This is a genomic window from Gottfriedia sp. NPDC056225 (assembly GCF_042267765.1).
Classification (GTDB): Bacteria; Bacillota; Bacilli; order Bacillales; family Bacillaceae_G; genus Gottfriedia.
The window spans coordinates 38,822-64,022 of record NZ_JBHJTJ010000020.1; the positions used below are offsets into that span (position 1 = coordinate 38,822).

The window sequence follows — 25,201 nt, forward strand, 5'->3', positions numbered from 1 at the left end:
AATGAAAAAAAACATTTGAATTTGTCGAAAAATTTTTATGCGTTGATTGATTTTTTAACTTAAAAATTTGTATCAATATTCATTATAATAGGTTTATCCAAACGTAAAGACTTTGTATTCATTGTCCTACTTTAATTTGAAAGGGTTGGCTATATGACTGGATTATTTATTCAACTGTCCATTTTTGGTGCAATTATGGGTTTATTTTTATTACTCTTCAAGATTTTTCGAAGATATCAAAAAATTATTGCTCTAACTATTATTTTGGGTACTCTACTGATTTTTTTCTATGTAGAACATGGTAGCTACGATAGTAAATTTTGGTCAATTGTTTTAATTTGTGCGATACCTATTTCTTCACTTATTAGAAACATAATAAAAACTAAAACGTTGTAATCAATCATTACATATGATTATACGCAATCTTTGTTGCACGAAAGCATGCATTTGTTAAAAAACATGATCGACTGTATAGTCGATTTTTTTGTTGTTAGGTTCCTGCTTTATTTTTTTACCAAATTTTGATGATTGGCATCGCATTGGTAGACCTTTAAAATAGAACGTGTGTTCTATAAGAGGTGAAAAAGGTGATCAATCAATTTCCAACCATCTATCCAGACGAATTATTTTACAGCGTGATCGCGCGGTATCATGTTCGAACGGGGGATATGAGGCAAAAAGAGTCGCTCAACGACTTATTTAACGAAGTTTCAATATCGAAGCGGCCATATGTGGAGTTCCCATGTGGGTTAGAAAGTCTTCATTCGAAAGTGAGTCTGTATACCAATGCAACGGTAGACGAATGGATTCAAAAACATACGCTAGTTCCCTATTATGCCAGTTTTACAGGCGAGTCGAATCGGGGGCAATTAACGGAGTTAGTCCGAAAAGGTGAACGGAATGGACTGGTTTTTAATAGCTCCGGTGCGATGAAGTATACAATCCCTCCACCAACCTATTTACGCTACTGTCCGATCTGTTTAAACGAAGATGAAGCGACAGTCGGAGAAACGTACTGGAGACGGTCACATCAGTTGCCGGGCGTTACGGTTTGTGTAAAGCACGCTTATCCCTTACATGATAGCCAAGTTCTGTACGGACATCGATCGCATGAACCATACGTTGCTGCGACGTTTGATGTGTGTGATGGTGGTCCTAGTTTTATTCCATCGACAGCGAAAAGTGAATGGCTAGTGACTCGAATCGCGCAGGAAAGTGTAAAGTTACTAGCCAACCATCAGGGAATGGAGTTGACTAGGATTCATTCTTTCTATGAAAATGCATTACGCGAAAAAGGCTGTGTAGGCGTCAAAGGACGGTTTGATCATCAGGCACTATATCACTCGTTCCGCGCTTTCTTTGAACCGAATCTCTTACATGTCTTGCACCATGACCGGACATTTCAAAGTTGGCGCATGATCATGCCCCATTCAACGAATCGACCTGCACATCCTTTATCGCACATCTTGCTATTACTCTATTGTCATAAAACGGTCGATGACTTGATGAAGTGGAAAACCAAAGCGTATGAACCATTCGGAGAAGGACCGTTTCCTTGTTTGAATCGAGCTGCGTCGCATTACAGAAAAAACGTCATCCAATCCGTCAATGTGATTCGGAACAAAGTTCGAGGCTTGCCACAAGGCATCTTTTCCTGTCATTGCGGCTTTCAATATACGCGCTTGGGTCCGGATCCGCTAAAACAACAAATATTTGTGACGCATTCGGTTCGCAAGTATGGATCCTTATGGTACAATACGATTCAACAAATGGTGGACGGTGGTTATCCAATTTACCGGATCGCCCAGTTATTGAATGTGTCGAGAAGTCTGGTTCGAGAACATTATGCAAAAAAGTGTTATTGTGAGATAAAAAGGCAAGAAGGTATGTTGCTTTTCAGGCCAGTATTCTAAGCAAATTAATGTTTTTTTATCGGATTGCAAAAATTCGACTATAAAATAAAAGTGTAGTTGGATCGATAGGATGAAAAGCGGTACAATGCGTATTAGGTGAAAAGAGTGACACATAAAAAGGAGATGGAAAAATGAACGTAACTATTAGAAAAGTTTCAGAAGAACAAACGATAATTGAGGTTCAAACTCGTAATGGGATTAAAGAATTACCAATAACTAAAACTGAATTTGGCTATTCATATCCAGACTTTGCTGAGTGGGATATATCAGATAAAAATTACTATGATTTAGAAGAATTGGTGGATAACTTAGGTGATAAGTTAATGGGTAAAAGTTCATCATTAAATATTTCATATGGTGATTGATGTTGCACTCTACGGATATATGGTCTAAGAACCCTTCATTGTTATTTAGGGTTCTTTTTTTAATACCAAATATCTACACTTTTCTTTAACAGAGCCTTTGTGAAAAAAAAGATAAGAAGTATGAAGTCCAGAACTTATTAATTCTGGGCTCGCTGTTCGCTGATCCTTGTTCAACTTATAGGTAGTTTAGTTAAACAATTGTTTATTCATGAAATAATTAGATCAAAAACTCTACAATGAATGAATTGATTAGTTAAAAAAGAACAATGTTTTCCCAAGTTAAAAACATTTAAAATTCCAATGTTTTATGCTATATTTTCATATTTTTTCGAGAAATTCTTTGCTATAAAGCCAAAAATTAAGGAATAAATAGACTATATTTTCCCAATTTACAGCAAATTATACCTAACCTAATATTTAATGTGTCGTCACAATATGATATTTCAATTTACACCATAATTCGTATTTCAATTGAAACATGAAATGCGGCAAATTCTTTTATCTTAAAAATCTTTTGATCGAAACAGCAAATCAAGGACGCACCTAATCACAAAGTAATGTAAATAGGAGAATAACTATGAATTATTTATCAGGAAATGTTTCCCATACAATCACAGACACAAAAGACATCAACGATTCCATAGCTACTTATATCCCTATCATTTATTGGATCATAATAATTGGAAGTATCGTTGCACTCGTATTGTTTTTTTTAAGAAGAAACAGAAATCAATCCCACAATAGACAATCATTACAAAATATAGAATCTAAATTAGACAAATTAATTGAACTGCTTGAAAAGAATTCTAATTAAATCGATATAACTTAAGCATCCTTAAGAATTGAAATGAGGTATACAACTTATGACATATAGAGAACGTTTATTCAAAAATAGAGTGAAGCCTATTGTCATTATGCTGATGATATTGACAATACCAATTGTTTTATTTGCCATTTTATCTTTTTCATCTTACCCTGCCAATTTTTTTTATGAAGGTATCGGTCAAAGCTTTTTATCCGTTTTTATGTTTTTAATGGGCATAGAGCAATATATTTAAAAAAAGAAAGGTTTGTCAATCGCCTTCTTTGTTATAACGTTATTTTTAATTCTGGTTGCCGCACAAACCTTTTACGTTTCACATCTACACAAATAATTCTTATTTATGTTAATCAATCGCTTAGTTTATGTAGGATTTCAAAAAACAAGTATCTAGTTAAAGACATAACCTTGGATTTTTTAGGAGGATAAACAATGAGACATTTTAGTTTGATAAACACGCTAACCGACTTAGTAATCATCATCATAGTAGGGTTTATACTATTTAAAATCATAAAGAAAATCATCTTATTATTCACGAATAGTTCTTCTGTTTCAAAAAACAAACTAACGAATTCGAAAAAAGAATTAGCAATTTAGAAAAGAAATAACAACTTTCATTGATAAAAAGTAGAGGTGGGTAAATTGTCGGTTTTGAAAAAAACAGTCGTTGTTTTAGCGATCGTTGTATTTGTCATGTTGATTGGATTGAAACCAGTACTAAAACGAAACCCTCCTTTAGAAAGTGCTACGTTGGGTTGGACTCAAGATAAACACGCGGTCGTGATGGCCATAGGTAATAAAGGGTGGCGAAAAATAAAACTTACTGATGTGTTAGTGAACAACAATGAACAACCATTAAATGTAAAAATCCAAGTAAGCAATCCAACCGAACCATTCATTATTTCGGATTCGTTCAAAGATCGTAAGAAATCTATCATCAAAGATATTGATGATGTTGAGATTAAACCTCATACATCACTTACAAATAGCCTCAAAAAAGTAAACAATGGTACATCTACAAAAAAAGATAGAACCTATGGATTGAGCATTGTCCAAAACAAATCAATCCATCAAGTGATCATTAAATATCGTTATTTGAGTATCCCCTTCGTGAAAGAAATTGCCGTTAAATAAAAAAACGCATTAACAATGTAACTAACCGATTCATGAGGTAAATAAGATGGATCGGTTGGATAGTCGATTTTTTTGGATTTAAACAGCAGACAAATTGAATAGGTATTTGTAGTAGTAATTCTCCGAGAATGTTAAATCATTTGAAATTATATATGTAAAGGATGTTTGATTTGCTAATTACATCAAATGAAATTGTATTGGGTTTGATCATAGTAGTGGTGGGATTCATAACCATCACTCTTAAGTTTAAGAGACGTGTGCTATTTGTATTACTTTCAGTCCTTGTATTCGTTCCACTTAACCTCTTATTCGACTATTCGCATTTCGCCATTTGGCTAAAAATACTCTGTTTCTCTAGTCTATATGTACCCTATTCATTTTGGTTAAGAACTAAATTATTGAAGTCGAAATAACGGAATTAGACTATAAATTCCTTTGCAAGTATCAAACAGTTAGTTGATGATTGTTATTTAAAACAATGATGATTTAAAATCACATCTCATATTATACAACTAGAAGATAGTTTAATTTATCAAAAAGGAGAGTCTGTCATTGAAAACATTAACAGATGAATTAGCAGACGAATGGGCAAGTATTCTATTTATCATCATATTTTTTCTTATGACTGAGTCAAAATGGGAAAAACATGAAATTAACTGGTGGTTTTGGTTGGGTCTCATCTCCATCATCGTTTTTATGACTAGAACAATTATCAAGATTACAAAATCATATAAACATAAAGGCATTTAAAAACAGTTTGTTCAACTAGAGGTTACTTTAGTTGAAGAATGTGAACGGCTGACTGGTCGGATTTTTTTATTGAGCTAATGTCAGTTTAGTTGCATAAAAAAATTAGAATTGACATATTTTTTCAAAACTAAAAATCACATCAATTTGTCATACAATAATAATAAGTACTTTAATTAAAAACAGATTTGGATGATTGGAGGCGATTTTGGTTAGGCACATGTTTTATAAGTTAAATAAGAATAAAAGGGGCGATAAAAAATGTTTAATAAATTGTTAATTGCATTATTATCAACGATTACTTTTTCATTTTTGTTTACTTGTTTCCGGTATCAGCATAATGACGGTTTTGGCTTTTTAGGTTTATTTCTTTCGGTAGCACTTTATTCAAGCGTGATCTATATAATCGCGGGAACTCCATTATCGATTGGCGTTGACAAATGGCATTCGGAATATAAGTATCCCTCAAAAATTTTGTCATATTTGGCGAAAGTTGGAATGTATTCAATTGCAGGTATGGGTGTTATGTTTATCCTTTTCGCTCTCGAAAGTCAAAGTTTAAACCTAGGTATTTTCGATGATATTCGTGTATTTTTGAAAGTAATGCTTTTTGGTACTATCGTTTCGAATGTATTTTATCACGTTGAATTATTATTCAATTTAATTTTAAAAAAGAAACATAAAAATACTTCAAAACCCTTATTGAACTAACGCATGCGTTAGCCATCCATGAATCCTCAGATTCACAACAGTGAATGGAAGTTTATATCGTACTCCCATGGTAGTTGCATAAGAATCAAAAAAGGATCTTCATTGGAAGATCCTTTTTTATTACCTAAACATATTTATGTAAAATAAATTTGTATCAATTTTCAAGTGAGATTTATCCTTTATAATATTTAACTAATTCCACCTTTACATCTTTTATTTCATCACTAATCACGACATGACCACTTCTACCAATATTTGGTGAATCTTTTTTTAGAATTACTCTATCCATTTTGGTATTTACACCTGGTTCACCAACCATTATTTGCATATCCATTTCAATCCAACTTTCATAGATATCCATTCCCTTAGTGGATTTAAGCTTTTCCATAAAATAAACATCATGTACTTTCTTGGGGTTTACTGCCAATTGTTTTCCATACTGATCGCTAACTATCTTATCTAATTTTGGTTCAATTAATCGATCACATGAACCTTATGTCGTCTCTTCGAGAGATGTCTGTGATGGTCAACCTAGTTTTGTACCAGCATGTCTTGCTCCATGACCGGACATTTCAAAGTTGGCGCATGATCAAAAGTGAAGGGAACTGTTTAACTGTTCCGACAAATAGAGGATTTGCTTTTGAGCGATAAATTTTCCTATTCCTTAAAGGAATATCGTAAAGTATGTTGAAATATTAAAATTAGATTAAAAACGATTTTAGAATTTCGATATAAAGGGGTCTGCAAATGATGAAGAATTTTTGGAACAGGAAAGCCATGCTCACATTAGTCATGCTAATCCCAACCATTATCGTTGTATGGATGGGATGTAAGACTGTCTATTTTGGTTTAAATGGCGATCCAAAGAAAATAGCAAAAACGGAAGAACGATTGAAAGAAAAGATGGAAGCTAAATACAATATCCATATCGTTAAAAGTGAAGGAGATTATTCGAATAAAGATGGGTATGGAGCATCCTTTACGACAGACAAAGGAATCTCTTTTGGAGCATCAAAACGAAAAAATAGGATAATCGATACATATATGGAAGAGGTATGGCGAAAGAAAGGTATTGAAAAGTGGGGTTATGCTTCGAAACATCTGACAAATGTCGAAAAAATTGATTTAAACGTCGGATACCGTGACGGAGAAATAAAAGAAGTTAATCAGCTGAAAAATAAGATCGGTGATGTAAAGAATCAGCTTTGGTTAACGCTTTATGTCGATTTAAAGGAGAACTATAAAAAAAATCAAGCGACAGAGATTGAAAATGGCATACTTCATTATTATCAAGCATTACAAAAAGATCAGGCTGAGGGTGTTGAGTTAATCGTGCGACTTAAAAACGATACTGGTTCATATATGATCACGAGAGATGAAAAAGGTGAACTACCAAAGATAAGTGATGTTAGAGGTATTTCAAGCACTTTTAATAATTAAGAATAACACTTGTCAATTATGAGCTAGAACAGTGATATAAGCCAGTTTGTTCTACTTTCCGGTTAATCACAAAAAGGATGACTATTAATCGTTCATCCTTTTTTGTTCAAAATTGGGGGGCTTTTTTATATGTCGCTTGTAAAGCTTTGACTAGTTTTGTTCAGTGATTACGGAACCTATTAGGAAAAGTATCGTTTCCTTGTTTCATGCCGAACAAACAACGAAGCGTGCTAAAAGGAATTTCACACGCGGTTGCGGTTTCAACTATACGTGCTTGGGAGGGGATTTGCCAAAACAAAGGTTATTTGAAGCGCATTCGGTTCGCAAGTATGGATCCTTATGGTACAAGTCGATTCAACAAATGGTGGTCGGTGGTTATCCAATTTACCGGATCGCTCAATTACTGAATGTTTCCAGAAGTCTTGTTCTTGACCATTACAAAAAAAAAGTGAGAAGAAAGGCTAAACTAATCCTACAAATATCGGATTACTTTTCTTTTCTTATCCCTTTAAATAAGGAGGAAAGTAAAATGGATACAATGTTGGAAATTTACCGAAAGCTTAAATATAAAGAAGATGTAGGACTTTCTTTGATATTAAGAAGATAGTAGATCGTATACATCTACCAGAAAATCTAATTGCTAATTCTCCTGTTATGCAAAAGTGGGCATTAGAACATTCGCGCTTTTTAAATAAAAAATAAAGTGACTTTACGAATGTTAGATAATTGCCGATTCTGATAATTACCCAAATAATAAGTGTGTGGTCTTCTTTAAAATATCCGGGAATGTAAAAAAGCGTTGCCGATTAAACGGCAAACGATTCTTCTTCCCTAGGCACCGATTGCGATCACCTAGTTTATAACTAGATTTCGAGTAATCTTCGGACGTTCCTGTAATAAATTGTTAAAAAAATACAATGAAAAGATAAAAAGGATTGAAACAGGAGGAATTTGAGTGATAAGGAAAGAAAATATAATTTGCCATGGACGTGTGACGCTCGATCATGCGACAATTACGGAAGATCAACGAATCCGATTAAAAGGTGCGACGGAAGGGAATAGCCTCTCTTCAAAATCGTTCTTGCCCGGTACAAATGATGAAAATGTACAACAAACGCCGCCAGTTTCTTCAAATCAAAAATGATTGAAAAGTAAAAAGGATTAGTCACTGAAACTGCCCATCCTTTTTTAATGCATTCGGTATTGTATGTTTATGCATTATGACCTTTTGCATAAAAAGTATGTTCAATAATTATTGTCACTAATTTTGATTATTCTGAAAATTAACCTTAAAAATAAGTTCATTAACTTTTGTCATTTTGGAAAGTACTGTCAACGTAGGAATGCGAGTTTATTGGGTTTTTAGGTTCATTAACTTTTGTCCCTGTACAATTGTTGTAAAATGACAAAACTTAAGTATCCTGAAGAAATTTCCTGCTTTTTAATAAAAATGCATAAGATTTAATCAGACTATTTAAGAAAAATGCCCTTGAAAAATTAAGCAATGATATAAAAGCTTCGCAAGTGAAGAAGAGGCTAGTAGATTTTACTTTTAATGTCGGCATGAGACAAGATTATTTAGATGTTTTAATGACATCAATCAATGAGTAAAAGTAGACTTCAGCTTTAAAGTAAAAAAACGCAAGAATACTGTTAAATCAGCATTCTTGCGTTTCTAATTTGATGATTTTTAATCAAATAGGGCTTTTGAGACAGAACTCATTTCGTCATTTTTTTGGCTTAAACAATTGTGGATCGATAATAACGAAATAATCTAATCAACTATTTCAAAATCTCCTTCACCAAAAATTTTGCCATCTATTTTTATTCTTACTGAATACAGTCCTTTCTCCCACTTACGCATATCATTATAGCCCCATCCATCAGTATACCAGGCATTGTCCCATCCTCTTTCGAAATTGATGCTAGATTTCCCTCTAGCAATTACGGTATTATCAGATTTTAGATAGTCAAATTCAAAATCAATCCTTCTTCTCTTTGAAATCGTAGTCATAGAAAATTGTATTTCCCAGAATATAAAAGAAGCAGTTTCCCTTGGAAATTCCCTTTTGTAAATGCGATTCTTTTTTTCTACACCATCGATATTAGTATTGTAAAAGCGTAGTGAATTAAATGTAAGCGTTGGAAAGTTTACTACGTTTGTGTTTATTATTTCAAATTCTCTTTCACCACAGATTTTACCATTAAGAAAAATTCCCATTCTATATTTTCCACTTGCCCATCTTCCTTTTTTGCCAGATCCCCAATTTAATTCGAATTTTGAAGTATTTGAACCCTCTATTAATATTTTTTCGTGTTCTTCTTTTGCCAATACTTCACCATCTGAATAATAGATCAACTGCTCAATAATGACTCGCTTGTCTATTTCTAATGTTGGGTATGAGAAGTCAATTTCACAAGTAATTCCACCTGTATCTAGTTGTGGGAATTGCGTTATATATTCCCTATTTTCTTTTTCAGTCAGATTAATAATACTAGATTGAAATAATCGTATGGGAGTCATGTCCACTTTGTCTAAAAAATTTTCTTTAGGTTCTACTATTGAAAATGATTTTACTGCAATTTTTTTCTCATCTAAAAACATGACAACTTTATACTCACCATGTTTCCATCGATAAAATTTGTCTAATCCATTACGAAACGAAATGGTAACGGTACTTATCCCTTCTTTTAACTCTACTTTTAAATTCTTTTTATCAATGACCGTTCCATCTTGGAAGTGGTATTCATATTTTAAATTAACAAAACGAGTTTGATCTCTAATAGGGTACGTAAGTATAACATCTGCATAAATAAATCTAGTTTCATCAATTAAAAATTGTGATCGATACTGTTTATTTTTATTTGGTTTTGTAAATCCACCCTCATAAAATAGTAGTGAATTAATATTTATTCCCGGTTTTACTAGTCTTAACATTACTGTTCACACCCATCTAGAAAATGAAAAAAGTCTTTACTATAAAAATATCATTAACTGACAAATTTGAATACAGCATTTACGATTTAATCAAATCTAAAAATACAAGCGGTAGTTGCGTAAGATGAAAAAATGGGAAAGGAGTACCCAATCCGTTGGTTATTGTTTTTTTATATTAATTTGACACTTTTTATTGAAGTTCTTATGGAAACTGTAAAGTGGAGCATGCTTGAAGAACAGCTTATATTTCCAAGTAAAAGTAGAACTTTTTATAAAAATAGTGGGTTTAAGGGTAAAGTGGTAATACTTCAGGTAGATTTTCTTTTTGGATTACTACGCAGATGCCAAGGGGATTAGGGAAGTCTTTAATATTGGTAGTTACTAAATAATCAGCAGGATACATGGTGCAACAAAATTCGTATCTAAAGTAAACTTTGGATTTATCATTTTAGAATTACTCCTATTCGTCGACTAGTTCAAATTCTGCATCTTGTACGTCATCAAATTTGTTGTTTAAGATTTCATCAACTATCTTATTTCGAGCTTCGCGTTGCGTTTTGAAAAAATCAAATGCATCATGAGAGATTTGAAACTTTCCTCTTGATCTAGCGATTTGTTAACCTGGAAGAATCTTTTTATGAATCCAATCCCGAACAGTTTCCGGTGTGATACCAAAATAGTTTGCGACTGTTTTTGTATCGACAAATTCACTTTCGTTCATAATCTGGTTCGATTGAATCTTCCGGTAATAGAAAGACAATTTTTCCGTCTAATTCAGCAGTTTCTTTAATGGAATAAATAATTTTTTGAATAATTTCCTTTCCTTCGCCTTTAGATAACAAAGGATACGTTGCACTAATTTGTGCAATTAAGTCATCTTTTGTGAAAAATACGTTTGACTGATTCGCTGGCATTGAAAACACCTCCTATTTTTACTATAGCTTGTTTATTACAAGTTCAACAAGATTTGCAAGATTGATTTCGTAATACAAATTTCGCGGTTCAAAGTAAGAGTAAAAAAAGGAAATATAACCGTTTGGTTGGAAAATCGTATTCTTTGAAATCTAGTTTACATTTAGATACAAAAAAAGATGAGCGCTGTTTAATACAGAGTTCATCTTTTTTATGTTGGATAACCTTTTTCTAGAGTGTGTGGATAGCTTAAAACAAGCTTTTCGATCCCCTTTATGACCTTCTAAATAACCTCAAACAAATCTTAGAACCAATCTTTTTTCTTGAACCACATCACTAAGCCAATCACGATAATTAGCATGATTGCCCAACAGTAATAATAACCATACTTTAACTGAAGTTCAGGGATGTGAATAAAATTCATCCCGTAAACACCTACGATGAATGTTAATGGCATGAAAACAATCGAGACAGATGTTAACATTTTCATCGTTTTATTCATTTTGTGTGAGTTAGTGGAAATATAACTTTCTCTGATGTCATTTGCCATTTCTCTGTTATCTGAAATGTCATCTAATAATTTCACTAAGTGATCGTAGACAATACGTAATTTCTTTGTCGTTTCTTTATCAATTTCAACATGTGTTGAATTTAAAATACGGTAAATTAAATCCTTTGTTGGTTTAACAGTTTTTCTGACTTTAGATAATTTACTTACTTGTGTTTTGATTCCATCGATCATATTAAGGTCGGAATTTGTTCCTAATTCATCAATGTCTTCAATGTCATCCTCGATTTTTTGGACAATTGGAAAGAATTTATCTGCTATTTCATCGCAAATGTGGTATAGAATTTGTTCTGGCTTCAGTCCTTTTATACTCTTTAATCCTTTTACTTTGTTCCACACAATTTGTAATACACTTGTCGCATCCCAACAAAATGAAACGATGTACTTGTGAGACAAAAAGAGATCAATTTCAGTTTGTTCCATGTTCTCGTTTAATGATTGTAGAACGATAAAACGATAGCCTTCATAATAGTCCATTTTCGGTCTTTCTTTATAGCTTACACAATGTTTAATTGCTATTTCATCGAAGTGGAATTTGGTTCGCAATAAGTCAATTTCTTCTGTTTTAGGATTTTCAAAATCGACCCAAACCCAATCAATTCGTTCGGAATTTAATTCTTCAATCGATACATCAAATGCAATTGTTCCGTCTTTAAATACAGCCATTGTTTTGATCATATCTCGCACTCCCTATTTCTCGTTAACTTTCTCCAAAATCAGTTTAACACAATATTTCTGTTTCGTTTTGAAAAAAATTATGAAGAAGTTTTCACGAAATAAACACTACAGCAATGTTTGAAATCAAAAAATTAGAAACAGAATAGAATAATTAAAAACGGATAAGATTGAACGTTATTTTAGCATTTTTAGCGTTCTCACATTAAAAAAGTATAAGAAAAGTTATAACAATAAACTAAAATAACCGAATTTGAATAAACTAAAAAATAAATTTAAGAAAACTTTGACTTTTTATTTGACGATGGATATAATAAATTACAATAAAAGCACACAAATTAATTCAATGACGAGATAAGTAATTTTCGTAACTGTTCTAAAGAGAGCTGGGGTAGCTGAAAACCGGTGAATAGTACTTAAATGAAGATCCTCTCCGAGAAGTCAAACTGAAATTAAAGTAGGTTTGAACGGGTGTCTACCGTTAAAAGGAACGCGTATGATTGTACGTGACTGAGTGCTATTGAAGAACGGACTTTTTCAATAGAATTAGGGTGGTATCGCGGTTAAACCCGTCCCTTACTATAGGGGCGGGTTTTTTGTGTGCTTTAAAAAAATAAGAGAGGCGATATCAAATATGAAAGAATCAGTTCAAAATCGTGAAAAAAGAGTCAGTGAATATTGGTCAAAAAATAACACATTTTTAAACTCAATTGAACAAAGAGAAGATCATCAATCATTTGTTTTTTATGAAGGCCCCCCAACTGCAAATGGCTTGCCACATGTTGGTCATGCTTTAGGTCGTACAATTAAAGATGTTGTAGCTAGATATAAAACAATGGCTGGTTACCAAGTTATTCGCAAAGCCGGATGGGATACTCATGGATTACCTGTTGAACTTGGCGTTGAAAAGATGCTTGGAATTTCAGGGAAAGCAGAAATTGAACAATATGGAGTAGAAGCCTTTCTTGCTAAATGTAAAGAAAGTGTATTTACTTATGAGAAACAATGGCGTGAATTTACTGAGCAATTAGGTTACTGGGTAGATATGGATGATCCTTACGTAACATTAGATAACTCATATATTGAAAGTGTTTGGAATATTCTTGGGACAATACACGAAAAAGGATTATTAGTAAAAGGGCATCGTGTTTCACCTTATTGCCCTAGCTGTCAAACTTCCCTTAGCTCACATGAAGTAGCACAAGGCTATAAAGACGTGAAGGATTTATCTGCTACGGTTAAATTCAAATTGCTAAACGAGGAAAATGTCTCTTTTCTAGGTTGGACGACAACTCCTTGGACACTTCCTGCTAATGTAGCATTAGCTGTTAATCCACAAATGGAATATGTCCGTGCCAAAAAAGGAGAAGAAGTATTTATACTTGCTAAAGCTTTAGTAGAAAAGGTATTAAAAACTGATTATATTATCTTATCTGAGTTCGTAGGAGCGGACTTAATCGGGATTGAATACTTAGCACCATTTAATTTTGTACGTGTTGAAGTCGGTCACAAAGTCATTAAAGCAGATTTTGTCACTGAAAATAGCGGTACTGGAATTGTTCATATCGCACCTGCATATGGAGAAGACGACTATAAAGTTGCTCAAGAAAATGGATTATCATTTGTAAATGTTGTGAATGAAAAAGGTCAATATACTGAAGAAGTGACCAATTTTAAAGGAAGATTTGTTAAAGAATGTGATGTAGACATCGTAAGATATTTAGCCGAAAATGAACTTTTATTTAGTAAAGAAAAATATGAGCATAGCTATCCTCATTGCTGGCGATGTGATTCTCCATTACTTTATTATGCAAATGAAAGTTGGTTTATCAAAACTACAGCATTAAAAGATCAATTTATTAAAAATAACGAAGAAGTAACATGGCATCCAGATCATATTAAACATGGCAGATTTGGTAATTTTTTAGAACAAATGGTAGATTGGAACATTAGTCGTAAACGATATTGGGGTACTCCATTAAATGTTTGGGAATGCGATTCGTGTAATTATCAATTAGCACCAAAAAGTATAAATGAATTATGTAGCTATTCGGAAAAAGAAATTTCGGATTCAATTGAATTGCATAAACCTTATGTTGATGAAGTCAGTCTAAAATGTCCAAAATGCAGTGGTAAGATGAAAAGAACACCTGAAGTCATTGATGTTTGGTTCGATAGCGGATCAATGCCATTTGCTCAGTATCATTATCCATTTGAAAATCATGATAAATTTGCAAAACAATTCCCTGCTGATGTTGTAATTGAAGGGATCGATCAAACAAGAGGTTGGTTTTATAGTTTATTAGCAGTCTCTACTTTATTTACTGGTAAAGTACCATATAAACGAGTTTTATCACTAGGCCATGTATTAGATGAAAATGGACAAAAAATGTCTAAGAGTAAAGGAAATGCACTAGATCCAGTTGAGTTAATTCAAAAATTTGGAGCAGATTCTTTAAGATGGGCTCTATTAGTAGACAGTGCCCCTTGGAACCCTAAACGTTTTTCTGAAAGAGCTGTCCAAGAGGCAAAGTCAAAACTAGTAGATACGTTCGATAATGTAAATAGTTTTTACAATTTATATGCAAATTTAGATGGATTTGTAGCGAGTAAACAATATGAGTATGAAACAAATGCGTTAGATAAATGGATTATTTCACGTTTGCACAGCACAATTAAAAATGTAAATCACAATTTAGATGGATATCAATTTACAAATGCTGCCAGAGACATTGCTAAATTAGTAGATGAAATTAGTAATTGGTATGTAAGAAGATCACGAGAACGCTTTTGGTCAAATGGAATGAATAAAGAAAAGGCGGCTGCTTACTATACACTGTTTGAAGTTTTAACGAAAGTAAGTCAATTATTGGCTCCATTTACGCCTTTCTTAGCTGAAGATGTTTATTTTAATTTAACAAATGAAAGTGTTCACTTATCTGATTTCCCAATTTCCAATGAAGCACTAATTGATCCTCAGCTTGAAAGAGAAATGGATGCCGTTTTAAAAGTCGTAGAACTTGGAAGAAGCATTCGTAATACAAATTCATTAAAAATTAAACAGCCTTTATCAAGTTTAACTGTAGTAAGTAACAATGAAGAAATCGAGTGGGATTTATATAAAGAGATTGTATTAGATGAGCTAAATGTAAAATCATTCTTACAAGTAAACAACGAAAACGAGTTTTCAACTTTAAAATTGAAATTAGATTTTAAAAAATCTGGTTCAAAATTTGGAAAGAACTCTAATTTAATCAATAAATCACTGCAAAAATTAACAAATGAAGAAGCGAAAAATGTGGTCGATATCGGAAGTGTTGATTTATTACTTGATTCTGGTGAAACGGTAAAAGTCGATACAGAGGATATTTTAATCGAAAAAAGTGCTAAAGAAGGATACGCATCTGCAACGAATGGCGAATTTTCTGTTACGCTTGATACATTTTTAACCGAAAATCTTGTTCAAGAAGGTACCGTAAGAGAATTCATTCGAGCAATTCAAGAATATCGAAAAGAATTAAATTTACCAATTAATATGCGAGTAGATATTGGAATAAAAGGCGATACAGAATTTATTAAGATCATTGAAAAGTTCAAAGGAATGCTTGAGGAAAACTTATTAATGAAGAATCTAGTAGTTAAGAATCAAGTAAATGGAAAAGAAATTCAAGTTGGTGACAATCAAGCTGAAATTGAATTATTTGCATCAAATTAACTTGATTTTTAGATGGTTTTAATAAGGTGAAAATTGAGATGTAAAGATAAATAAACCCCACAAAGTATGAAATTTACTTGTGGGGTTTTTTATTGTAAAGTAGTTAGCTCCATTCAAAATCATAGGAAGGATGTTTATCAGATTGCACCGTCATGTCGAATGGATTTGGCAAAAAATGCATGAAAAATGACGCACTAAAGTACTTTACGGACATAGAAAATTGGTTTATGAACAGAACAAAGTACTTTGTGCACGGAAAAGATTAGTTTATAAACAAAACACAATACTTTACGCACAAAAAAGATTGTTTTATGAACAAAACTCAATGATTTACTCACAAAATGAAAAAATAAGGAAATCTAGTGTTTCATTGAATCGTCGCTTCAAATTTCAAGCTTTCAAATCCACGAAAAGCAACATTTGCCCGTCGAGTTGGCTCCTCTATGAGAACAGGATTAAGTAAATGTTTTGTCAGTTTTTCAAATGCTATTTGTCCTTCTAATCTAGCAAGCGGGGCACCTAAACAAAAGTGTGGGCCCGAGGAAAAGGATAAATGTTTTATATTCTTTCGAGTAATATCAAATGTTTCTGGATTTGTTGTGACTTTCGGATCGTAATTGGCTCCTCCTAAGGAAATCATAAAATAATCGCCTTTTTTAATCGAATTTCCAGCGAACTCAAAGTCTTCTCTAGCCCATCTAGACGTAAAAATAACAGGTGATTCATATCTTAATATCTCTTCAACTGCTGCAGGAATAAGCGATAAGTCATTTTTTAATAATTCAAATTGCTTTGGATGTTTTAATAATAAATAATATCCATTTGTAATTAAGTTGACCGTCGTTTCATGGCCAGCAATTAATAAAAGCAGGCAGCTTGCAATCATTTCATCTTCGCTTAATTTATCACCGGATTCTTCGGCAACTATTAAATTACTGATTAAATCTTCTTTTGGTACAGTTCTTCTTTCAGTTATAAGATTTCTAAAATAATTAGACGCATCAACAATATGTTTCGTAACTAATTCTAAGTCTTCTATAGTCGTATTAAAATCAATGAATTTAATAAATGCATTAGACCAATCACGAAATAAGTCCCGATCTTCTTTAGGAACACCTAATAAATCGGTTATGACAAATACAGGTAATAAATATGAAAAGTCACCTATTAGTTCATGGGTAGATTTTCCCTTCATATTTTCAATTAAATAATCTGCAATTTCATTTACTGTAGCCCGTAAATTTTCAACCATCCTTGGAGAAAAGGCTTTGTTCACAAGATTTCTCAATCTTGTATGATCAGGTGCATCTCGAAAAAGCATCATTTTCCGATTTAAAGTAACTGCAGGCATAATACTTTCTGGTAATTTCTCAGGTCGGGTCACTTTCGTTTCTTCTTTAATAAAGCGAAGGTCTTTTAAAATTAGTTCGGCTTCTTTAAAACCCGTCACTAACCAACCCGTCCTCTGAAAAAGCTCTGTGTAAAGTACAGGACTTATTTTTCTAGCGTTACTAAAATACGAGTATGGGTCTTTGTAAAAATGCATTGGATTAATTTTTAATTGATTGTTCATTTTATTTTCTCCCTTTTGAAAATGAGTCTATTTATTTCTATTACTGTGAAAAAGGATTATTCCCAATTTCTGGATAGTACAAAAAAAGAATACTTTTGTTTAGAAAAGATTTCATGAGGAATACGTATAGTAGTCGAAGTTGTAAAACGAATGTATAGTAAGAATAAAAGATTAGGTTATGGTAAAATAAGGTACTTCAAATTATCGATATTAATTTGATTTACTCACAAAGAAAGGGGTAAATTTATGGAATTTCCGATTTTAGAAACAAAACGATTATTTTTAGTACAAATTACACAAAAAAATGTGGATGAGATTTATTCAATCTTTTCAAATAAAGAGGTAATTAAATACTTTGGTATGGATCCCTTTACTGAAAAGGATCAAGCGGTTAAAATGATCGATTCATTTCAAACTAGATTTGAAAACCAACAAGGAATGCGTTGGGGGATCGTTGAAAAAGAATCAAAAAAACTAATCGGAACAATTGGATTAAATAATTTAGTTTTACATGCTAGAAGAACTGAAATTGGATATGATTTATTACCAACTTTTTGGAGAAAAGGATATATGTCTGAAGCAATAAAAGAAATTACAGCTTTTTGCTTTGATAAACTAGGACTTTATCGAATTGGAGCGAATATATTTCCGGATAATACAGGTTCATCAGCTTTAATTGAAAAGTTAGGCTTTCAAAAAGAAGGATTATTAAGAGGCTATTTAGTGCAAAGTGATCAGTCTCATGATTTAAACGTATTTTCTCTGATTAAACCTGATTGGGAAAATGAAAAGGGATAATAAAAATAGAATAAACTATAAAAATTATAAATTAGTAATCTTATCTAATTAAAAAGGAGAAATGGAATGATTAAAGCAGTAATATTTGATTTTGATGGATTAATAGTCGATACAGAGTCGGTTTGGTATGAAGCATATAAAGAAGTTTTAAATCGGTATGAAGTAGAGTTAACCCTTCAAAAGTTTTCGGAGGTAGTAGGAACGAGTGATGAAATTTTATTTGAATATATCAATTCAAATTTAAAAGAACCAATTGAAAAAGAAAACATCGAACAAATGGCTAAGGAACTAGTTGATGAAAAACTACTAGAACCAGTTCTAAGAGAAAGTGTAGAGGACTATTTAATTTCAGCCAAAAACGCGGGATTACAAATTGCTTTGGCTTCTAGCTCTTCAAGAGAATGGGTCCAAAGCTTCTTGGAAAAATTAAATATTTATAAATACTTTTCAGTTATTAAGACGAAAGACGATGTGGCGAAAGTGAAACCAGATCCTGAATTATATTTAAAAGCAATTGAGGAAATAGGAGTTGATGTAACTGAGGCGGTCGCATTTGAAGATTCATTAAACGGATTAATTGCTGCAACAAAAGCAGGGTTACAATGTGTAATTGTTCCAAACAGCGTAACTTCACATTTAGCGTTTGAGAATCATAGTTTAAGACTATCATCAATGGCTGAAAAGTCTTTAGAGGATGTAATTGAGCAATTATCAAAAAACTAGATTAGTTTTTGAGATTAAGTAAAAGAGGGTTATTATTTAAGTGTAACCCTCTTTTTTTATTGAGAAGGCAGAACCGCAACTATGGATTAGAGAATTGCAAATAAACAGTGAACTGCAAAAAAATCCGAGAATCGCAAAAAAAATCTTAAGAATCGCAAATAAACTAAAATGATACCCATACCCGTTATGGTATTATGTCGTAAAAATTGTTCATTTCAAATGGAAAACTAGCAAACTCGCTTTAATTTATTCTAAATCCCCAAAAACAGATGAAATCATCTAATATTTCATAAAAAAGTTCAAATATTTCTACTAGAATTAAAGGAGGCAGTTGAAATACCCCTTATATATATATCGGGCAGCGACCACCTCGCTTTTTTCATGAACGGTTTAAGATTCTACTTGTTTTTATTCTATAATCATGTTCAAATTGTACATTAAAAAAGGGCGTCCATTTGTCAGTTACCCTGACTTATGAGACAGCCCTTTTTTACTTAAATAGAGGTTACTTCCTTTACTTCGCTTGATTCATCCTTCTTTATAAGAATCTCTTTTTTCAGACCCCAACAGATTAAAAATGTTAAAATTGCTAGAACAAGAGATACCCAATATAAATCTTGAAAAGCGTGAGTGAACACTGTTTTTACTTTTTCAAGTAAAGTAGGCTCGAGATTAGTTGGAATCATTCCGTTTTGTACATTTTTTATTTGAAGTAATTGATCCATCGTAAGATTGCCAGCTAGTGATTTCATCCCTGATGTAATTTTAGAGGCTAGTAGAGAACCAAATAAACTAAAGCCAATTGTCATACCAATGGATTGAAATAGCATAACAGCAGATTGAGCAATTCCTACATTTTCTTTTTCAACAGATTCCTGTACGATTAATGCATTGTTAAATAGTGCTCCGAATCCAAGCCCAAGAATGATGAAATAAATAATAAATGTAGTAACTGAAGTATGCGCCGATATACCTGTAAGTAAGTAGAAACCGATCACTGGAATGATAAATGAAACACCATAAATATTTCGATACGGGAATTTATTCATTACTCGACCAGCTATGACACTTGCACAGATTGCCCCAACCATAATTGGTAAATTTAAATAACCAGATTCAGTTGGTGTAAGACCCATTACGTTTTGTGAAAAGAATGGGAATGATGAAAGTGAACCCATGATTGCAAGAACGAATACAAATACTAGTGCGGAAATAACGACAAAATTTCTATTTTTAAATAAGTGTAAAGGTATAATAGGCTCTTTTGCTTTTGATTCTACAAATATAAATAAGCCAAGTAAAATGGTTCCTAATATTAGTAGTCCAATCATTTGAGGTTCACTCCATGCATATCCTTCAGTTTGATGTAGTACAGGAGTGAGTAGATAACTGATTAATGTTGTGACTAATAAAATTCCACCAAACCAGTCAATACTAATCATTTTATCTACTTTCGTTTCGTTCAAGCCTAAAGCAAGTAAGATTGCCGCTAAAACGCCAACTGGAATATTGACTAAAAAAATCCAATGCCATGAAATATTTTGTACGAAATATCCACCTATTAATGGGCCAAGTAACTGAGGGATAAACATGACTGCTCCGAAGATTCCTTGTAGTTTAGCACGTTGTTCTACTGGGAAACTGTCGCCGAAAATAACCATCGCTAGTGGCATTAGACCACCTGCACCAATTCCTTGTATACCACGACCAATTAAGAGAACTTCCATCGAATGGGCGGTACCACTAATAATGGAGCCGGCCATAAATAAGCCCATGCTAAATAAATATATTTTTTTTCGGCCGTATAAATCCGCAAGTTTACCGAGTATCGCCATAAAAGATGTCATCGAAAGCATATAAACTCCACCAACCCAGCCGTAAAGAGCTAAACCTCCTAAATCTCTAATAATTGTTGGCATAGCTGTGGAAACGACTGTTTCATCTAGTTCCGAGAAAATGACACCAATCATAAGTCCTATTAATATAAGCGTTTTGTTATTTTCTTTCATTCGTAGCCTCCTTATGACCTTTCAATATTATTCAATTCATTCATTGAATACCTTTTATTACCGAACATCTAATCTCTTGAATAACACTAGGTAACCAAGCATAGTCTTTATAAATATGAATAACTTCATCATACTAATAAACCCTTTTTTGATTTTTAATTTCTAAAATGAAATAAAGGAAAAGGTTCTAAATAAATAGACTATTTAATTAATTCTTTACTTCGATTAAAAATCCTTTAGGTAGTCAATATCTTCTTTGATTGTATGAAATATTTTAATGAATATTCATGAGCATGCATCAAATCGAATTATTATAAAAAATTAATACTATTTTTTATTGAATATTCAGAATTTATCTTGTATTATCAAATTAACAAACATACCGACTGGTTAGTATCATCCGAATGTTGGTTAAAAGATAGGTAAAGTTTAAGTAAAAATATCAATTTATAAATAATTACAAACTTTAGGAGGATTTTGCCATGCATGTAAAGGAATTATTTAATCTAACAGGAAAGGTAGCAATTGTAACTGGTGGTGGACGAGGTCTTGGTGAACAAATTGCAAAAGGATTCGCTGAAGCAGGAGCAAATGTTGTACTTTGTTCTCGGAATGTAGAAGCCTGTCAAGAGATAAGTGAAGAATTGAAAAGTTTAGGTGTCGAGTCTTTAGCATTCAAGTGTGATGTCACGAATAAAGAAGATGTACAGAGGATTGTAGACTTAACGAAAGAGAAATTTGGTCGAATTGATATTTTAGTAAATAATAGTGGTGCTTCATGGGGGGCTCTTGCTGAAGAGATGCCGTTAGAGGCATGGAATAAAGTGATGAATGTTAATGTAACAGGTACGTTTTTAATGACTCAAGCAGTAGGGAAAATCATGTTAGAACAAAGGTCCGGAAAAATTATTAATATTGCTTCAATTGCAGGTTTAGTTGGAACGAATCCAAAAGTGATGAATGCAGTTGGATATAGCGCAAGTAAAGGTGCAGTGATTAGTTTTACGAAAGATTTAGCTGCGAAATGGGGTTCTAGTGGTATTTATGTAAATGCATTAGCGCCTGGTTTTTTCCCTACTAAAATGTCTAAGGACGTTATTTCTCATGGAACGGATGAAATTTTAGAATCGATCCCATTAAAGAAATTTGGAAATGAGGACGAGCTAAAAGGAGCAGCTTTATTTTTAGCAGCACCTGCTTCTAATTATGTTACTGGTTCTGTTTTAGTAGTAGATGGTGGAGCATCAAGCGTGTAATATTTCAAATTTAGTAATCAAAAAGGAGTTAAGTAGATGGGCAAACTTCATCTTTTGATGAAAAAAGAAGAAATTGATGATCAAAAATTAAACGATGAAAAATTAGTAGTCGTTTTCGATGTATTACTTGCTACTTCAACAATTACAGCGGCCTTAGCATTCGGTGCTAAAGAAGTGATACCTGTTATGAATGGACAAGATGCACTTCAATTCACAAATGAAAATAAGAAGAAAGAATATGTATTAATTGGCGAATATGAAGGAAATACAATTGAAGGTTTTTTAGCCCCTAATCCATTAAATTTAAAAGAAATTGTTGCCGGTCATTCGATTGTTTTATCCACAACAAATGGAACCGTCGCGTTAAAAAAATCTCAAAATGCTAAGAGAGTATATGCTGCATCGATTTTAAATGCAAGTGCAGTTGCAAATCATTTAAGTCAATTCTATAAGGACGAGTCGATTATTTTAGTATGTTCGGGATCGTCAGGACAATTTAATATGGAAGATTTTTATGGAGCAGGTTATTTTATTGATTGTTTATTAGATGAGTCATGCAAAATTGAATTGTCAGATGCAGCTAAATCTGCACATTATTTTTATTTAGGATTAAAAGAGAAATGTAATGAAGTACTTGAAGAATCAAATGTTGGTAAAATGTTAATTCGCTATGGTTTTGAAGAGGAATTAAAATTTGTATGTAATAAAAGTATCTTTCCAGTTGTGCCAATATTTGAAGAAGGTAAGAGCGTAGTAAATGCAACAATTTCTTTAGAAAACTAGCAAATTTTTATACTAAAAAATAATGTATTTGCTAAATGAAAATTAAATAAGTGGAAGGGATGATTGGATGGATTTTTTATATTCTCCGAAAGTTCAAGAGCTTCAAGCTAAATTAACGAAATTTATGGAAGCTTATGTATATCCTAATGAACGAATTTATGAGGAACAATTGAATGCACAAGAAAATCGATGGAGTGATGTACCGCCGGTAATGGAAGAATTAAAGCAAAAGGCAAAGCAAGCAAGATTATGGAATTTATTTTTACCTGAAAGTGATTTAGGAGCAGGATTAACGAATTTAGAATATGCTCCATTATGTGAAATTATGGGACGATCATTAATTGGACCTGAAGTATTTAATTGTAGTGCTCCAGATACTGGGAATATGGAAGTGCTAGAAAGATATGGTACGACGGAGCAGAAGGAAAAATGGTTAGTGCCACTTTTAAATGGAGAAATTCGCTCATGCTTTTCAATGACAGAACCAGATGTTGCTTCTTCTGATGCTACAAATATTGAGGCAAGTATTAAAAAAGACGGAGATTATTATATCATTAACGGTCGTAAGTGGTGGTCTTCAGGAGCAGGCGATCCTAGATGTAAAATTGCTATTTTTATGGGGAAAACAAACCCAGATGGACCAAAGTACGAACAACAATCTATGATTCTAGTACCATTAAATACACCTGGCGTAAAAATTGAAAGAGTATTACCAGTTTTCGGCTACGATCATGCTCCACATGGACATGCAGAAATCTCATTTACAAATGTAAAGGTACCTGCAATAAATATTTTGTGGGGAGAAGGAAAAGGCTTTGCCATTGCGCAAGGTAGACTAGGACCGGGGCGCATTCATCATTGTATGAGATTAATAGGTGCTGCTGAACGTGCTCTTGAAGAAATGTGTAAGCGTGTTCAAAGCCGTGAAGCATTTGGGAAACCTATTGCAAATCAAGGCGTTATTCAAGAATGGATTGCGAATTCTAGAATTGAAATTGAACAAGCTAGACTACTAACTTTAAAGGCAGCTTATATGATGGACACGGTTGGAAATAAAGAGGCAAAAGCGGAAATTGCAATGATAAAAGTAGTAGCACCGTCTATGGCTTTACGAGTAATTGATCGGGCTATTCAAGCTTTTGGTGCTGCAGGTGTTTCTAATGATTATTCATTAGCAGCACAATGGGCAAATGCCAGAACGTTAAGGTTAGCTGATGGTCCAGATGAAGTACATCGAGCACAATTAGCAAGATTAGAATTAAAAAAACATACAACTAAAAGATTCTCTACAATAAAAAACTAATGATATGAAATCATTTATAGATTGAGAGAGGATAAGAATGAGATTAAAAGAAAAAATCGCAATTATTACAGGCGGTGGTAGTGGTATTGGGCGAGCGACAGCGATTCGCTTTGCGAAAGAAGGCGCAAAAATTGTCATTGCTGATCTAAACGAAAAAACAGGTGAAGAGGCACTAGGTTTAATAAAAGAACTAGGGACAGAAGCGATATTCGTTAAAACAAATGTTGCCGACAGTAAAAGTATTCAAAATTTAATAAGCAAAACTGTTAATCGTTTTGGCGGAATCGATATTTTATTTAATAATGCCGGTATTGGTAACTCAGAAGTTAGAAGCGTTGATTTAGATGAAGCTGAATGGAATTCTGTTATCGATACAAATTTAAAAAGTGTATTTTTAGGAATTAAATATGCAATACCAGAGCTAATCAAATCGGGCAACGGAGTAATTATTAATACAGCTAGTTTACTAGGTTTAAAAGGTAAGAAGTTTGTTAGTGCCTATAATGCGTCAAAGGGTGGAGTTATCTTATTAACGCAAAATGCAGCGCTTGAGTACGGTAAATATAATATTCGAGTAAACGCTATTGCTCCTGGCATAATTGATACAAATATTATTGAGCAATGGAAAAATGATGAACGAAAGTGGCCGATTATGTCTCGTGCAAATGCTCTAGGTAGAATAGGCAGACCTGATGAAGTCGCATCAGTAGCTTTATTTTTAGCATCTGAAGAAGCATCATTTGTCACTGGAACAACTTTATCCGTAGATGGTGGAGGATTAATATTTTAATCAATTAAATTAAAAAAATAGTTTAACA

Annotated in this window: 24 protein-coding genes and 1 other annotated feature; of the genes, 18 read left to right on the forward strand and 6 right to left on the reverse strand. The window is 32.8% G+C overall.

From position 1 onward, the window contains the following. Positions 1-587: 587 nt before the first annotated feature. From ACFCYN_RS14175 to ACFCYN_RS14210, 8 genes are all read left to right on the forward strand, one after another. Positions 588-1,913 carry a TnsD family Tn7-like transposition protein gene (locus ACFCYN_RS14175; RefSeq protein WP_375949967.1) on the forward strand — a complete coding sequence of 442 codons (1,326 nt, stop codon included), beginning with the start codon at positions 588-590 and terminating at the stop codon, positions 1,911-1,913. Between the two features lie 131 nt (positions 1,914-2,044). Further along, positions 2,045-2,278: a hypothetical protein gene (locus ACFCYN_RS14180; protein WP_375949968.1), complete on the forward strand. Its 234-nt coding sequence runs from the start codon at positions 2,045-2,047 to the stop codon at positions 2,276-2,278. A 577-nt stretch (positions 2,279-2,855) separates the two neighbouring features. Continuing rightward, positions 2,856-3,092 carry a DUF4083 family protein gene (locus tag ACFCYN_RS14185; RefSeq protein ID WP_375949969.1) on the forward strand — a complete coding sequence of 79 codons (237 nt, stop codon included), beginning with the start codon at positions 2,856-2,858 and terminating at the stop codon, positions 3,090-3,092. Positions 3,093-3,141: 49 nt separating this feature from the next. Continuing rightward, positions 3,142-3,336 carry a hypothetical protein gene (locus ACFCYN_RS14190; protein ID WP_375949971.1) on the forward strand — a complete coding sequence of 65 codons (195 nt, stop codon included), beginning with the start codon at positions 3,142-3,144 and terminating at the stop codon, positions 3,334-3,336. A 194-nt stretch (positions 3,337-3,530) separates the two neighbouring features. Beyond that, positions 3,531-3,695, forward strand: coding sequence for a hypothetical protein (locus tag ACFCYN_RS14195; RefSeq protein WP_375949973.1), 165 nt, complete (start codon positions 3,531-3,533; stop codon positions 3,693-3,695). A gap of 45 nt (positions 3,696-3,740) precedes the next feature. After that, positions 3,741-4,232, forward strand: coding sequence for a hypothetical protein (locus ACFCYN_RS14200; protein WP_375949975.1), 492 nt, complete (start codon positions 3,741-3,743; stop codon positions 4,230-4,232). Between the two features lie 552 nt (positions 4,233-4,784). Then, positions 4,785-4,982, forward strand: a complete 198-nt coding sequence (locus ACFCYN_RS14205; RefSeq protein WP_375949976.1) for a hypothetical protein — start codon at positions 4,785-4,787, stop codon at positions 4,980-4,982. Between the two features lie 258 nt (positions 4,983-5,240). Next, complete coding sequence (locus ACFCYN_RS14210; protein WP_375949978.1) at positions 5,241-5,690, forward strand: hypothetical protein; 450 nt, start codon at positions 5,241-5,243, stop codon at positions 5,688-5,690. Positions 5,691-5,862: 172 nt separating this feature from the next. Here ACFCYN_RS14210 and ACFCYN_RS14215 read toward each other — a convergent pair whose 3' ends face one another. Next, the gene (locus ACFCYN_RS14215) at positions 5,863-6,078 is read right to left on the reverse strand and encodes a hypothetical protein (RefSeq protein ID WP_375949980.1); all 216 of its coding nucleotides are present in this window, start codon (positions 6,076-6,078) and stop codon (positions 5,863-5,865) included. A 359-nt stretch (positions 6,079-6,437) separates the two neighbouring features. On the opposite strand from ACFCYN_RS14215, the gene ACFCYN_RS14220 reads away from it, so the two are divergent. The 3 genes from ACFCYN_RS14220 (at position 6,438) to ACFCYN_RS14230 (ending at position 8,274) form a co-directional block, all read left to right on the forward strand. After that, complete coding sequence (locus tag ACFCYN_RS14220) at positions 6,438-7,130, forward strand: hypothetical protein (RefSeq protein ID WP_375949982.1); 693 nt, start codon at positions 6,438-6,440, stop codon at positions 7,128-7,130. 286 nt (positions 7,131-7,416) lie between these two features. Then, positions 7,417-7,737, forward strand: coding sequence for a hypothetical protein (locus ACFCYN_RS14225; RefSeq protein WP_375949984.1), 321 nt, complete (start codon positions 7,417-7,419; stop codon positions 7,735-7,737). A 348-nt stretch (positions 7,738-8,085) separates the two neighbouring features. Beyond that, complete coding sequence (locus tag ACFCYN_RS14230; protein WP_375949986.1) at positions 8,086-8,274, forward strand: hypothetical protein; 189 nt, start codon at positions 8,086-8,088, stop codon at positions 8,272-8,274. 630 nt (positions 8,275-8,904) lie between these two features. On the opposite strand, the gene ACFCYN_RS14235 is transcribed toward ACFCYN_RS14230, so the two are convergent. From ACFCYN_RS14235 to corA, 3 genes are all read right to left on the reverse strand, one after another. Then, a complete protein-coding gene (locus ACFCYN_RS14235) occupies positions 8,905-10,068 on the reverse strand; it encodes a hypothetical protein (RefSeq protein ID WP_375949988.1) in 1,164 nt (387 codons plus the stop codon). A gap of 707 nt (positions 10,069-10,775) precedes the next feature. Further along, complete coding sequence (locus ACFCYN_RS14240; RefSeq protein WP_172444858.1) at positions 10,776-10,982, reverse strand: HU family DNA-binding protein; 207 nt, start codon at positions 10,980-10,982, stop codon at positions 10,776-10,778. A 302-nt stretch (positions 10,983-11,284) separates the two neighbouring features. Next, complete coding sequence (corA, locus tag ACFCYN_RS14245; RefSeq protein WP_375949990.1) at positions 11,285-12,226, reverse strand: magnesium/cobalt transporter CorA; 942 nt, start codon at positions 12,224-12,226, stop codon at positions 11,285-11,287. A 334-nt stretch (positions 12,227-12,560) separates the two neighbouring features. Then, positions 12,561-12,803: a binding site (T-box leader), on the forward strand. 54 nt (positions 12,804-12,857) lie between these two features. Between corA and ileS the strand changes: the two genes are divergently transcribed. Then, positions 12,858-15,938, forward strand: coding sequence for an isoleucine--tRNA ligase (gene ileS, locus ACFCYN_RS14250; protein ID WP_375949992.1), 3,081 nt, complete (start codon positions 12,858-12,860; stop codon positions 15,936-15,938). A 367-nt stretch (positions 15,939-16,305) separates the two neighbouring features. Here ileS and ACFCYN_RS14255 read toward each other — a convergent pair whose 3' ends face one another. Next, a complete protein-coding gene (locus ACFCYN_RS14255; protein WP_375949994.1) occupies positions 16,306-17,511 on the reverse strand; it encodes a cytochrome P450 in 1,206 nt (401 codons plus the stop codon). Between the two features lie 246 nt (positions 17,512-17,757). Between ACFCYN_RS14255 and ACFCYN_RS14260 the strand changes: the two genes are divergently transcribed. Next, entirely contained in the window at positions 17,758-18,309 is a 552-nt protein-coding gene (locus tag ACFCYN_RS14260; RefSeq protein ID WP_375949996.1) for a GNAT family N-acetyltransferase, read from the forward strand. A 66-nt stretch (positions 18,310-18,375) separates the two neighbouring features. Continuing rightward, the gene (locus ACFCYN_RS14265) at positions 18,376-19,032 is read left to right on the forward strand and encodes an HAD family hydrolase (protein ID WP_375949998.1); all 657 of its coding nucleotides are present in this window, start codon (positions 18,376-18,378) and stop codon (positions 19,030-19,032) included. A 494-nt stretch (positions 19,033-19,526) separates the two neighbouring features. Here the strand turns inward: ACFCYN_RS14265 and ACFCYN_RS14270 are convergent, their stop codons facing one another. Next, entirely contained in the window at positions 19,527-21,041 is a 1,515-nt protein-coding gene (locus tag ACFCYN_RS14270; RefSeq protein ID WP_375950000.1) for an MDR family MFS transporter, read from the reverse strand. 482 nt (positions 21,042-21,523) lie between these two features. On the opposite strand from ACFCYN_RS14270, the gene ACFCYN_RS14275 reads away from it, so the two are divergent. From ACFCYN_RS14275 to ACFCYN_RS14290, 4 genes are all read left to right on the forward strand, one after another. Continuing rightward, the gene (locus ACFCYN_RS14275) at positions 21,524-22,297 is read left to right on the forward strand and encodes an SDR family oxidoreductase (RefSeq protein WP_375950002.1); all 774 of its coding nucleotides are present in this window, start codon (positions 21,524-21,526) and stop codon (positions 22,295-22,297) included. A gap of 36 nt (positions 22,298-22,333) precedes the next feature. Then, positions 22,334-23,080, forward strand: coding sequence for a 2-phosphosulfolactate phosphatase (locus tag ACFCYN_RS14280; protein ID WP_375950004.1), 747 nt, complete (start codon positions 22,334-22,336; stop codon positions 23,078-23,080). A gap of 67 nt (positions 23,081-23,147) precedes the next feature. Next, positions 23,148-24,383 carry an acyl-CoA dehydrogenase gene (locus tag ACFCYN_RS14285; protein ID WP_375950006.1) on the forward strand — a complete coding sequence of 412 codons (1,236 nt, stop codon included), beginning with the start codon at positions 23,148-23,150 and terminating at the stop codon, positions 24,381-24,383. A 37-nt stretch (positions 24,384-24,420) separates the two neighbouring features. Continuing rightward, a complete protein-coding gene (locus ACFCYN_RS14290) occupies positions 24,421-25,173 on the forward strand; it encodes an SDR family NAD(P)-dependent oxidoreductase (RefSeq protein WP_375950007.1) in 753 nt (250 codons plus the stop codon). The last annotated feature ends 28 nt before the right edge of the window (positions 25,174-25,201 follow it).